At 34.2% G+C, this 12,432-nt stretch carries 10 protein-coding genes and 1 tRNA gene; 3 read left to right on the forward strand and 8 right to left on the reverse strand.

What is annotated here, in order from left to right:
* Positions 1 to 66 precede the first annotated feature (66 nt).
* Both E5D58_RS05700 and E5D58_RS05705 read right to left on the reverse strand, forming a co-directional pair.
* Positions 67 to 747, reverse strand: a complete 681-nt coding sequence (locus E5D58_RS05700; RefSeq protein ID WP_136480876.1) for a hypothetical protein — start codon at positions 745 to 747, stop codon at positions 67 to 69.
* Between the two features lie 356 nt (positions 748 to 1,103).
* A tRNA-Ser gene (locus E5D58_RS05705) sits at positions 1,104 to 1,188 on the reverse strand.
* 218 nt (positions 1,189 to 1,406) lie between these two features.
* On the opposite strand from E5D58_RS05705, the gene E5D58_RS05710 reads away from it, so the two are divergent.
* The 3 genes from E5D58_RS05710 to E5D58_RS05720 all read left to right on the forward strand — a co-directional run bounded on the left by E5D58_RS05710 (position 1,407) and on the right by E5D58_RS05720 (position 4,902).
* Positions 1,407 to 2,036, forward strand: a complete 630-nt coding sequence (locus E5D58_RS05710; protein WP_136480877.1) for an NAD(P)H-dependent oxidoreductase — start codon at positions 1,407 to 1,409, stop codon at positions 2,034 to 2,036.
* A 145-nt stretch (positions 2,037 to 2,181) separates the two neighbouring features.
* The gene (locus E5D58_RS05715) at positions 2,182 to 3,375 is read left to right on the forward strand and encodes a DegT/DnrJ/EryC1/StrS family aminotransferase (protein ID WP_136480878.1); all 1,194 of its coding nucleotides are present in this window, start codon (positions 2,182 to 2,184) and stop codon (positions 3,373 to 3,375) included.
* Between the two features lie 405 nt (positions 3,376 to 3,780).
* Complete coding sequence (locus E5D58_RS05720; protein ID WP_136480879.1) at positions 3,781 to 4,902, forward strand: T9SS type A sorting domain-containing protein; 1,122 nt, start codon at positions 3,781 to 3,783, stop codon at positions 4,900 to 4,902.
* A gap of 3 nt (positions 4,903 to 4,905) precedes the next feature.
* On the opposite strand, the gene ribB is transcribed toward E5D58_RS05720, so the two are convergent.
* The 6 genes from ribB to tpx all read right to left on the reverse strand — a co-directional run bounded on the left by ribB (position 4,906) and on the right by tpx (position 12,300).
* Positions 4,906 to 6,066 carry a 3,4-dihydroxy-2-butanone-4-phosphate synthase gene (ribB, locus tag E5D58_RS05725; RefSeq protein ID WP_394345704.1) on the reverse strand — a complete coding sequence of 387 codons (1,161 nt, stop codon included), beginning with the start codon at positions 6,064 to 6,066 and terminating at the stop codon, positions 4,906 to 4,908.
* 136 nt (positions 6,067 to 6,202) lie between these two features.
* Positions 6,203 to 8,209: an LptF/LptG family permease gene (locus E5D58_RS05730; RefSeq protein ID WP_136480880.1), complete on the reverse strand. Its 2,007-nt coding sequence runs from the start codon at positions 8,207 to 8,209 to the stop codon at positions 6,203 to 6,205.
* Between the two features lie 8 nt (positions 8,210 to 8,217).
* A complete protein-coding gene (locus E5D58_RS05735) occupies positions 8,218 to 8,853 on the reverse strand; it encodes a LolA family protein (protein WP_136480881.1) in 636 nt (211 codons plus the stop codon).
* A 10-nt stretch (positions 8,854 to 8,863) separates the two neighbouring features.
* Positions 8,864 to 11,254: an FtsK/SpoIIIE family DNA translocase gene (locus E5D58_RS05740; protein WP_136480882.1), complete on the reverse strand. Its 2,391-nt coding sequence runs from the start codon at positions 11,252 to 11,254 to the stop codon at positions 8,864 to 8,866.
* Between the two features lie 178 nt (positions 11,255 to 11,432).
* Positions 11,433 to 11,801 carry a diacylglycerol kinase gene (locus E5D58_RS05745; RefSeq protein ID WP_136480883.1) on the reverse strand — a complete coding sequence of 123 codons (369 nt, stop codon included), beginning with the start codon at positions 11,799 to 11,801 and terminating at the stop codon, positions 11,433 to 11,435.
* The gene (gene tpx, locus E5D58_RS05750) at positions 11,794 to 12,300 is read right to left on the reverse strand and encodes a thiol peroxidase (protein WP_136480884.1); all 507 of its coding nucleotides are present in this window, start codon (positions 12,298 to 12,300) and stop codon (positions 11,794 to 11,796) included. The genes E5D58_RS05745 and tpx overlap by 8 nt, the downstream gene beginning before the upstream one ends.
* Positions 12,301 to 12,432: the final 132 nt, after the last annotated feature.

Genomic DNA, 12,432 nt, shown 5'->3' on the forward strand with positions numbered 1-12,432 from the left:
GGACAGTTCATTATAATTTCAGAACGATTCCTATGAAGAAGAATTCAATAAATGTTGGTATTATAATTATTTTAAACTTTCTAAAACAGCTTTAGCATAATTGTTGGCTAAATTATGCGAGGTTTCAACATTTTCAATTTTTGATGTTACCACTGCAACAAGCTGCTCTTTTTCAGGTAAGTCTAGATTGTATGTTCTGGTTTCTAATACATATATTTTTGCAGTTTGTATGTCATAGGTAGGTTCCTCATATACGCCTTTAAAAGCCGGTGTAGGAATAGGAGAGGTGTAAAAACCATAAAATCCTACAGTGTTTATGTACGGATGAGCTCCTAAAGTAGTTCCTGCCTCATATCCTCCAGAAACCGATGTTTTAGAAAGCGTCTCAACTCCAATAACAGCGCTATAAACTACCGCATTGAAGCCTTCTTTTTTGAAAAGTGCTTTTATTCTGTCTATATCGGCTTCGGAAATAGAATCGTTAGGATTTAATTCAGGAAATTTTGAGTAGCTCTCAATAGCATTAAAATTAGCACCTCTAAGCTTTTTTGCAATTTTGGCCTCATACGTTTGTCTGAGTTGGTCTTTTTTTGCCTTTACTATTACCAATATATTTTTGGAAGCTATTGTTTCTATATTATCAGAGGACCATGAGTTCACAACTTTCACGGTTGAGCAGTTTGAAAAACATATGGCAAGAACAGCTACTAATAAAAGTTTTGCAAAAGGCGTATTTTTTTTAGACATAAAACAAGTTTAATTGAATTTAGATTTAATTACCTAATCTATAATTAGGCTCTTTGTATTAAAGACAAATATAAATGAATCAACTTATTATAGATAGGCGAGGGTAAAAAAAATATTCAGAACATACATGAACCTTTTTCAGTACTTTTTAAGTGGAGAAAGAAAGTCTCAGTCTTGTTAAAGTATTTGCTCATGTTAAAGTTATATGAACAAAAAAAAGCTAGAACAAAGCCTACGTTTTTTATATGTCAAGCATAGCGCTTGTTTGGTTTTGCATTTTCATACGCTTATGAAAGCAAACTTTCAACGTATTCTGAAAATACAAAACCCGAAACGAAAGTTTCGGGTTTATTTTGCGGAGAAAGAGGGATTCGAACCCCCGGAGGTGTGACCCTCAACAGTTTTCAAGACTGCCGCATTCGACCACTCTGCCATTTCTCCAGTGTCTATTGCGTTTGCCTTTTAGCGGGCTTGCCCGCCGGAGGGAAATTCTTTTCCCGTAGGCGGGTGCAAATATAGAACCCTTTTTCAATTCTTTCAAATAATTCGTCATTTTTTTAAAAATAATTTTCATTGATTTTGCTTCAAACTATATTTTTATTCCTTTGTGTTTAAAATCACATCCACATCCCGTATTTTTGCATTCAAATAATCTTAAGATGGAAACCATAAAGAAGCTACAATGGCGTTATGCAACTAAAAAATTTAATGCCTCCAAAAAGCTTTCAGAAGATAAATTAAGTCTTTTAAAACAAGCTTTTAATTTAACGGCAACCTCATTTGGTTTGCAAACAATTAAGCTTTTAGTGGTTGAAGACAAGCTTTTACGAGCAAGTCTAGTAGAGCATTCTTACTTTCAAAAACAGGTTTTAGAAGCCTCGCATTTATTGGTTATATGCATTCAAAAGGATATTGAAAAAAAAGATGTTGAAGCTTATTATGACAACATTCAGGATATAAGACGAACTTCAAATGAAATACTAGATCCTTATAAAGACGATTTAATTAAAATGATGGCGAGTATGTCTGTTAGCGAACGTCAACAATGGTCGACCAATCAGGCATATATAGCATTAGGTAATTTAATGACCGTGTGCGCCATTGAAGGGATAGATTCCTGCCCTATGGAAGGCTTTATACCAGCAAAGTACGATAGTATTTTAAATTTAGAAGAAAAAGGCTTAAAATCGGTGTTGCTATTACCTATTGGCTATCGAGCAGATGACGATATATTTGCAGATTTCAAAAAAGTAAGAAAACCAATTGCGCAAGCAGTAATTGAATTATAATGAATAAATTGGGCGTTACCTATATCCTGAATTTAGTTCAGTATATAGGTCAGGCTTTCGGCAGTCGCTCTCTGCGAGGAGCTTCAACAAATGCCTCAATCCCTAACGCAAGAATACGATCAACATATAATAAAATATTAAAATTATGCCAGGATTTGAATTAATTGGAGATTTAGAGAGAAAAGAAGTAAACGATGTTTTAGATAATGGTGTCTTTATGCGCTATGGTTTTGATGGTATGCGCAATGGCCATTGGAAAGCTAAAGAATTGGAAGCCGAGATTGGACAAAAATTACAATCTAAACATGTACAATTAGTTTCTAGTGGTACAGCTGCCGTAACCGTAGCACTGGCAGCGGCTGGTGTGGGAGCCGGAGACGAGGTGATTATGCCAACATTTACCTTTGTGGCTAGTTTTGAATCCATTATGCTTTTGGGTGCCATTCCTGTTTTGGTAGATATTGACGACACCCTTGGATTAGACCCTAAGGCTGTAGAAGCTGCTATAACCCCAAAAACTAAAGCTATAATGGTGGTACAGATGTGTGGCAGTATGGCCAGAATGGGAGAGTTACAAGCTATAGCAAAAAAGAATGATGTTTTGCTTATTGAAGATGCTTGCCAAGCTATTGGAGCCACTTTTAATGGGGTTCCTCTTGGTAGTATTGGCGACTTAGGGTGTTTTTCATTTGACTTTGTAAAAACTATAACTAGTGCAGAAGGCGGTGCGGTAATAACCAATAATGAGGATTATTATTTAAATGCAGATCATTACACCGACCATGGTCATGATCATGTTGGTAACGATAGAGGGGCCGAAACACATCCGTTTTTAGGATACAACTTTAGGATTTCAGAATTACATGCAGCTGTGGGCTTAGCGCAAGCCAGACGTTTACCTGAGTTTTTGGCAATTCAAGAAAAGAACTTTGGTATTATAAAGGAGGCGCTTTCAGAAATTCCAGAAGTTGCTTTTAGAACAGTACCAGAAGGAGGTGTTGAAAACTATGGGTTTTTAAGTTTCTTTTTGCCGAGCTTAGAAATAACAAATAAAGTGTCTGCAGCGTTTAAAGAAAATGGTGTTGATGGATGTTTTCATTATTATAATAATAACTGGCATTATATTAGGAGATGGGATCATTTAAAAGAGTTAAAATCTTTATTTCCAATATCTAAAGAAGTAAAAGAAGGCTTGGCCTATCTTAAAACGGCTGAATTCCCGCAGTCTGATGCATTAATAGCGAGAAATATTTCTTGCTTAATAAAACTATCTTGGACAGAAGAGGAAGTTAAAGATAGAGCAGCTAAAATGGTTATGGCTATAAAAGCTTGTCTTTAAAATATAAGAACGTAGATTCGAAATATGCCCTAGGAGACCGCATAACCTGGTCTGTTAGGGTATTTTTTTTACTTGTACTTTTTTGGCTTTTTCTTATGTCATTTACATGAGATGGTGTTTTAAACACATCTATTACAGTTAGTTAAAGTCTTTTTGTGTTTGTTTAATTCTTTTAAATCATAATTTAATTTTGTATCTTTAATCAAATATTTTAGATTATTCTCTCTGCAAAGTAAAACGTTAAGAACTTCTGTCGTTTTACGTATAAGCAATTAATTAGTAGCAAAAAGGTAGTTGCTAAATATATAAGGTTTTAAATTGCTTCGTTTTTTTTCTAGTTTTTAAAGGATATTGTATAGGTAGTAACGGCTTATTTCAACATATTTTAATTTAAAGCTATTAATCATGAAACAATTCTATTTTTTTTCAGTATTTATTTTCTTCTCGCTCTTTAGTTTTGCACAGAATTACAAGATAGAGACGAAAAAAATTTATTCTTGGGATACAAGTTCGAACCCTTCAGAATGGAAACACGATGTTACCGAGCAATATACTTATGATAACGGAGGAGATAAGGAAACGAAAATACTGGCATATCAAGTGCCAAGTATGGAAACGATTTATCAGATTACAAAGACTTATGATGCTAACAATAACATAACATTAGCGATTCAGCAGTTTTGGGATAGTTCTTCAATGGAGTGGTTAAATGGCTCAAAAGTAACCTATGTTTATTATAATGGATCAAGTAATTTAAAGGAAGAAACCAGAGAGACTTATAACTTTTTAACCATGAGTTACCAGAATAGTTCTAGAATTAAATATGAGTATGATGGTTCTAACTTAACTGTTCAGATTGACCAAAGATGGGATATCGGTATGAGTAAATGGGTTAACGAAGATAAATTGGAGTTATCCTACTCTTCTGGACTCGCTTCTCAAGGGGTGTTTAGCGAGTGGAATGAAAGCAGCGAAATGTGGGAACTAGACGAACGTATCCAAAGAAGTTACAATATGAATGATTTACCAGAAGAAGATTTTGGGGAAACATGGAATGGCAGTGGATGGGATACATCAGAAAGATCTTTATACTCATATATGGGGACACTTCAAACTGAGCAATTAACGCAAACGTGGAATGGTAGCAGCTGGGAAAACAGCGATAGAGCCTCGAGCGAGTATGACAATGGAAATAGAAGTGTTTTTACTTATGAAAATTGGGATTCTGGAACGGATAAGTGGCTTCCTGAATATAAAGAGGAAGCTACTTATAGTATGATAGGATTAAGTATAAGTACTTTTGAGGAAGATAGTTTTAAGGTGTTTCCTAATCCTGTTTCAACGGTGCTTAATATAAAATCTGCAGGAACCATTAATACTATAGAACTTTATAATTTACTAGGTAAAAAAGTACTGTCGTCAAATAAAGTCAATCAATTGAATGTAGAAGGCCTTAAATCGGGATTATATATTTTACGCGTAGATATAGAAAACAATAAATTTTCCAGAAAACTAGTAATTAAGTAACAATTAATAATTTACATAATCGACAATCTCTAAACCATAACCAATCAAACCAACGCGCTTGGTTTGTTTGGTGTTTGAAATGAGACGTAACTTATGGATGTTTAAGTCGTGCAATATTTGTGCGCCAATACCAAAATCTCTGTTATCCATATTAACCTTAGGAGCTTTAGCTATTTGCTTATTAGATTGATTTTCTTTTAAGTAGGCTAGTCTACTTAAAATATTCATAGATTGAGATTCTTGATTTATAAAAATAATAGCACCTTTTCCAGCATCATTAATGACTCTAAACATATCGTCTAGTTGCTTATCGGCATTATTGGTTAGTGTTCCTAATATATCATTATTAACCAAGGTAGAATTAATGCGGGTTAGTACCTCCTCATGATCTTTCCATTGTCCTTTAGTAAGAGCAATATGTATTTGATTGTTAGTGGTTTGCTTGTAGGCTCTTAACCTAAAACTTCCAAATCTTGTTGTTATTTGAAAATCTTCCTTTTTTTCAATTAAGGAGTCATGTTGCATTCTGTAAGCAACCAAGTCTTCAATAGAAACAATTTTTAAATCCAGTTTATGGGCCACCTCAAATAATTCAGGGAGCCTAGCCATACTGCCATCTTCATTCATAATTTCCACAATGACTCCAGCTGGATTTAAACCTGCTAATCGAGCAAAATCAATGGCGGCTTCAGTATGTCCTGTTCTTCTTAAAACCCCACCTTCTTTTGCTACCAGAGGAAAAATATGACCTGGACGTGCCAATTCAAAAGGTTTGGTGTCATGGTCAATGAGAGCCTTAATTGTTTTGGCTCTGTCACTAGCAGATATACCTGTTGTTACTCCATTTCCACGCAAATCTACAGATACTGTAAAAGCAGTTTCCATGGGATCCGTATTATTACGAACCATCATATTTAGTTCCAATTCTTTGCATCTGTTTTCGGTAAGTGGCGCGCAAATAAGCCCTCTACCATGGGTAGCCATAAAGTTTATCATTTCTGGGGTAACCTTATCGGCTGCGGCCAAGAAATCACCTTCATTTTCACGGTTTTCATCGTCTACAACAATAATTACTTTTCCGTTTCTAATGTCATCAATAGCCTCATGAATGGTATTTAATTTCAAAGGTGTACCGTTTTTTGGTGTCATGGTGTTTACTGTCATAATGCAAAGATATTGCTTATTTTAAAGATTCTAAACTATTAGGGCTTTAGTCTTTGTTTGTTTAAGGTAGAGATTTAATAGTTTAGATAAATTGAGAGACCAATGAGAGCGTATTTTTCTAAATTTATAGAGTGGCTTAATCGGTAAGATGTAAACTTTTGTCAACTTTTTTCTTCTCATATAAGTACACTAAAAAGTATGCAGGTAAGCCAATAAGAATAAAAACTATAGATCCAGTTAACGACTCCTTACCAACATGCTTATTAAAAATAGAGCTACTTATAAAAGATCTAATTAAAGCGAAGAAATACAAGACTCCAACCAAAACTCCAAATATAAACAACGGATTTCCAATGCATTCGTAGCCATTGTTTTCTAAAATCCTACCAGTTAAACTTAACACTGCAAAAATGATATAAAGTATAAATGCTAGTTGTGAATCTTCCGTAAATCTATTTCTTAATCTAAAAGCTTCTTCAAATTTTTGATTGGTAAAATGCCCTGCAAATTTTAACTGTTGATTCGTAATACCTCTATTATTTAAAACAGAAAGTGCGGTGTTTTTGTAAGTTATGGAATAGTCATACTCCCTGTAATTTTTAATTATGTTAATAAGTTTATTGTTGTCGTAAGCATTTAAGGTTTCGTACTCTTTAGAGGAAACATCATATTTAGATTCGTCAGGATCGGTACTTGCTTGCTTAATGCCAAATACTTTCTTAAGAGGTTCTAAAATCCCTTGACCTTCAAATAGGCCTCTATCGGCTGTGGCGCGCTTGGTTAAAAAGAACCCAAGGGGCAACATAACTAAGGTAGAAAACCAGCTGGCTAATATTGGATTAAATCCGTCACTTTTTGCACTATTGGTGGCAAAAATACCAATAAAATGATACGTTAAAAACAACAGGATGGCTATAACCATAGGTAGACCAATACCTCCTTTTCTAATTAAGGCTCCAAGAGGTGCTCCAACAAAAAACAGAATAATACAGGCAAAGCCTAAGGCAAATTTTTCATGAAACGAAATGATGTGCCTATTTAGCCATGCTTTCGCGCTTTTTACTGTGGAGTCTTTAGATGTAATAATCTGTTTGGAACTTTTCAATGATTTTGTCGCAAAATCGACAAGCTCAATTTTATCTTTTGTTTTATAAATATCTAACAGGTTGCCAGAATATTGAACGCTATCTGGCTTGCTTATTTTTTTATTTTTAACGGGACGAATGGAATTTCTATTAAACCTTGTAAAACCAGACCGTTGATGTAAATTTTTAGAAAAAGCCCTATGGTCAACTTCACTGCGCTTAACTAAGGAATCAATGGTTGTATTTAATCCCACTATATTAAGCATATTGTATTTGTCGGTCTGAGACTCGTCATCAAAATTTACTTCATTGAGTTTCGATAAGTCAATATTGATTACTTTTTTCTCAAAAGAGCTTTTCACAAATGGTTTCTTCTCTTTTTCTTTTGTTTTTTTAGGTGAAAGATCACTGTAATAATAACCATCTAGTAAAATTAGTTTTAGTACGTTTGAATCCTTTTCACTCGCTAATTCTCCAGTTTTAGATTTAATTACAGTCGCATTTGTTCTTCCGTCGTTACCCTTAACATGAATGGTAACATCCTTTAAAAACTGATCTCTATCGCCGTATTTGTCTATAAATTTAATGTTGTAGGTGCCTACTTCATTAAATTGTCCTTCTGCCAATAACATAGCCGGTTTTAATTTGGCTATGTTACGCCTTAGATTATAGGACTTTAATTCGGCCCAAGGAATAACATTGTTAGAAAACAAAAATGTTAAGATGCCCAAGCCTACAATAAAAATACTTAAACCAGACATAGCACGTTGAAGCGAGATTCCTGTAGATTTCATGGCAGCGAACTCGTAATTCTCGGCAAAACTCCCAAACACCATAATGGAAGCCAAAAGTATGGTTAGTGGTAAAACTAAGGGAATTAGTTTTGGCATGAAATAGACCAGAAATTTTACAATAACTATAATGTCTAAATCTTTCCCTGCCAGTTCCTTAATATAAAGCCAGATAGTCTGTAAAATAAAAATCAGCATGAGTATAATAAACACGCTGAGGAAGGTTTTAAGATAAGAGGTTAATATGTAGCGATCTAGAATTTTCACTTATAAGCTTAGTCGAGGTTATTGATGTAATAGTCTTTATACTTATTAGCATCAAACACAAATAAAGTTTTTGATAAAGGCTGGTTGGTTTCAAAAGTGCTTACCGTAAGAGTCGTTTTAGTACCGTTTTTGCCAGTTTGAATTAAGTTATAAATATGTTTGGTTTGAGCGTCAATTCCTAAAAGGATATTCTCTATTTCTGAATTAGAATCAATAGGAATTAATTTGACATATTGTATTTTTCTGCCTTTTATGTTTTGCTCAATATCTAGTTTATATGTGTATCCATCTTCATAAAAAGATAACATTTTACTAGGTGTAATACTATTATTATCTTCATCAATATTAGAAGTTATAGAAACTTCTTCATCTTCAGCACTTATGCTGTATAATGCTTTGCCATCAAAAAGCCGTGTCACTCCAAGAATATTCAATCGGTATTTATCGCCCTGCATAACCACATCTCCTTTGGTTTCTTGTTTAATATGCTCTGAAGTGTTTTCTAAAACATACTTAAAATCTAGACTTATGTTGTCATAACTCTTTACTTTCTCCGACACTTCTTTTAGCAAAGTTTCCGCATTGATTTGGGCAAATGTGTGTATACTAAAGGTCAGTATTAATATGGTAATGATTCTTTTCATGCTCTTATAATTATATTTCATTTTCTAAGTGTTGATCTAAAGCTTGTAAATCTGGAATTAAAACTTGTCGCGCTTTACTTCCTTCAAAGGGACCTACAATACCAGCAGCTTCTAATTGATCTATGAGTCTTCCGGCTCTATTGTACCCTAATTTAAGTTTTCGCTGCAGCAAAGACGCCGATCCTTGTTGTGCAGTTACAATCACTATGGCGGCATCTTTAAACAATTTATCTCGGTCCGAAATGTCTATATCAAGACTTGTGCCACTCTCTTCACCAATATATTCTGGCAACATATAGGCATCAGGATATGCTTTTTGAGATCCGATGTAGTCTGTTATTTTTTCGACTTCGGGGGTATCTACAAAAGCACATTGTACACGAATAAGGTCGTTGCCCTGAGTGTATAACATATCGCCTCGTCCAATAAGCTGGTCGGCACCAGAGCCATCTAAAATAGTACGTGAGTCAATTTTAGAAGTTACCCTAAAGGCTATTCTTGCCGGGAAATTGGCCTTAATAATACCAGTAATAACATTAACAGAAGGGCGTTGCGTGGCAATGATTAAATGAATACCAATGGCGCGTGCCAATTGTGCTAATCTTGCGATAGGCGTTTCCACTTCCTTTCCGGCCGTCATAATCAAATCGGCAAACTCATCAACCACCAGTACTATGTATGGCAAAAATTGATGCCCATCATTAGGATTTAATTTTCTAGCCTTAAATTTTGCGTTGTACTCTGCTATATTTCTGCACATGGCATTTTTAAGCAGTTCATATCGATTATCCATTTCAATACAAAGCGAATTCAAAGTATTAATCACTTTTGTATTATCTGTAATAATGGCATCCTCGCTATCAGGCAATTTTGCTAAATAATGACGTTCAATTTTATTGAATAGCGTAAGCTCAACTTTTTTAGGATCAACGAGTATGAATTTAACTTCGGCCGGATGCTTTTTATAGAGTAAGGAGGTTAATACAGCGTTTAGCCCAACCGATTTACCTTGCCCTGTTGCTCCTGCCATGAGTAAGTGAGGCATTTTTGCTAAATCAACAACAAAAGTTTCGTTGCTAATAGTTTTACCAAGAGCAATAGGTAACTGCATATTGGAGTTTTGGAACTTCTTTGAAGCAATAACAGAGCGCATCGAGACAATGGTAGAGTTCTTATTAGGGACTTCAATACCAATGGTTCCTTTACCTGGTATTGGTGCAATAATACGAATACCTAAGGCAGATAATGATAAAGCAATATCATCTTCCAAATTCTTTATTTTAGATATTCTAATCCCAGCTTCAGGAACAATTTCATATAGGGTAACCGTAGGGCCTATGGTTGCTTTTATGCTTGCAATACCTATTTTGTAATTATTGAGGGTTTCAACAATTCTGTTTTTGTTTTCTTCAAGTTCTTCTTGATTTATCTTGATGCCTTCGGTATCATATTTCTTTAAAAGATCTAATGTTGGGAATTGATATTTTGCTAGTTCTAAAGTAGGATCAAATTGCCCAAAATCTTCAACTAGCTTCTGGGCTAAATTGTTAGATTCGGAGACTTCCTCTTTTAAATCTTCAACTTTTATTTCAAGTTCAGGAGTCTCTTCAATTTCAGGTTCAGTAACCTTAACTTGAAGAGGGGCCGTTTCAGCTTTTATTTTTTTCTCAACTACTTCTGCTTCAGGTTTTTTATTTTCTAAAGGAATTTCAAAAGCGGTTTTTATAGCTTCAGCTTCATCAGACAAATTGTTATCAACAGGAATAATGAGGTCCTCCTTGAGTTCAGAAAGATCACCTTGTATATTTTTCTTCGTAGATTTAAATAATCCAGAAATGCTTTCAAAAGTAACCTGAAACCTTATAGCTAGATAGGTTATTAGCCCAAATACTAATAAAAGTAAAACACCAATTTTTCCTATATAATCTTGAAGATACGTATTGGTTTCAAAACCTATAGTACCTCCAAGTATGTCATATTGTTTATTAAAAAAGCCTAAAAGAATTGAAAACCAAATCACAATAAGAGTACCCCAAAACCAGTGTTTTGCTAACTTAGTTTTACTCAAATCCATTAGCACATAAACCCCTGATAGAAAAATCAAACCAGAAAAGATAAAAGAAGGAATTCCAAAACCTCTTTGAATAAAAAGATCACTTAGCCATGCCCCAGACTTGCTCAACCAGTTTTTTGTTTTTACTTCTCTGGCAGCAAATTCTGAGAGGGCACTTTGGTCGGCCTCACCTGTAAATAAAAAGGAGATAAACGCGATAGCCAGTAATATGCCCAATATTACCAAAAAACTACCAAGCACCAGCTTTTGTTGATTTGACAACTTAAAACTGGGCATTTTTATTTGTTTTTTAGGTGCTTTTTTAGTTTTGGGTTTGCGTTTAGCCATTAATAGCTTGTTGGTTTAATTTCAAACATTAAAAAATTGCTTGTACTGAATTGTTTTCACAATGCAACAAAAATACAAATTACTAACGTTAACGAAACTTTATTTTGAAAAATTGCACCAGTTACATATTATGAATATGTGCCAAGCTTTTTACATAATAAAGGACTCTTAGGCGGGGTTAAAATACTTTCGGAATATATATGATTAATCCAGCTATTGAAGCAAAAACGGAAGCAATAAATACAGCTCCTGCGGCAAGATCTTTAATCAATCCAATTTTTGAATGTCTTTCTGGATGAATAAAATTTGCAATTTCTTCAATAGCTGTATTCATACCTTCCATACTCATAACCAGTCCAATAGCCAATGTTTGTAAAATCCATTCATTAGTAGAAATCTTGAAATAGAATCCAGCTATGGTAACAATTACACCAATGGCGCATTGCACCTGAATACTCGCCTCGGTTTTTAATAGTAATAATGCCCCCTTAAAAGCATACCCAACACTTTTTATTCTATTTTTAAAAAAGGATTCCTTTTTATTCATTGTAAAGCACTTCTAAAGCTGCTTTATAGTTAGGTTCTTCTCCAGTTTCAGAAACTTGTTCAGTATAAATTATTTTGCCATGTGAGTCTGTAACAATAATAGATCTCGAAAGTAGTCCAGAAAATTTACCAGTTTCAAAAATTAAACCGTTTGCTTTTCCAAAGGCGCCTGTTTTAAAATCAGATAGCATAATTACATTTTCTAAGCCTTCAGCAGCACAAAATTGATCTTGTGCAAAAGGTAAGTCTCTGGAAACACACAGAACTTTAGTGTTTTCCAATTCGCTTGCTTCAGTGTTAAATTGTCTTACAGAAGCTGCACATACTCTAGTATTTACACTAGGAAAAATATTTAGAACTAACTTGTTACCAGCAAAATCATTAAGTGTTTTAGAAGATAGGTCTGTTGCTACCAATTCAAAATCTTGTAATTGAGATCCAATTACTGGTAAACTTCCGGAAGTTTTTACTGGGGTTCCGCCCAAAGTGATATTAGCCATTTTTTGTTTTTTTTAGAACGACTAAAATAAGCATATTTAAAATGTAAAGACCCGAAAACATCATCTTTATGAAATAATTATGACGAAGATATTACAAACTCTAAAAACACAAGTATTAGTTTAAATTATGGT

This window comes from Cognatitamlana onchidii (assembly GCF_004804355.1).
Lineage (GTDB): Bacteria > Bacteroidota > Bacteroidia > Flavobacteriales > Flavobacteriaceae > Cognatitamlana > Cognatitamlana onchidii.

Bases quoted from the DNA above. Each gene is read 5' to 3' on its own strand.
- E5D58_RS05700 (WP_136480876.1), bottom strand. From the start codon at position 747: ATGTCTAAAAAAAATACGCCTTTTGCAAAACTTTTATTAGTAGCTGTT.
- E5D58_RS05710 (WP_136480877.1), top strand. From the start codon at position 1,407: ATGGAAACCATAAAGAAGCTACAATGGCGTTATGCAACTAAAAAATTT.
- E5D58_RS05715 (WP_136480878.1), top strand. From the start codon at position 2,182: ATGCCAGGATTTGAATTAATTGGAGATTTAGAGAGAAAAGAAGTAAAC.
- E5D58_RS05720 (WP_136480879.1), top strand. From the start codon at position 3,781: ATGAAACAATTCTATTTTTTTTCAGTATTTATTTTCTTCTCGCTCTTT.
- ribB (WP_394345704.1), bottom strand. From the start codon at position 6,066: ATGACAGTAAACACCATGACACCAAAAAACGGTACACCTTTGAAATTA.
- E5D58_RS05735 (WP_136480881.1), bottom strand. From the start codon at position 8,853: ATGAAAAGAATCATTACCATATTAATACTGACCTTTAGTATACACACA.
- E5D58_RS05740 (WP_136480882.1), bottom strand. From the start codon at position 11,254: ATGGCTAAACGCAAACCCAAAACTAAAAAAGCACCTAAAAAACAAATA.
- E5D58_RS05745 (WP_136480883.1), bottom strand. From the start codon at position 11,801: ATGAATAAAAAGGAATCCTTTTTTAAAAATAGAATAAAAAGTGTTGGG.
- tpx (WP_136480884.1), bottom strand. From the start codon at position 12,300: ATGGCTAATATCACTTTGGGCGGAACCCCAGTAAAAACTTCCGGAAGT.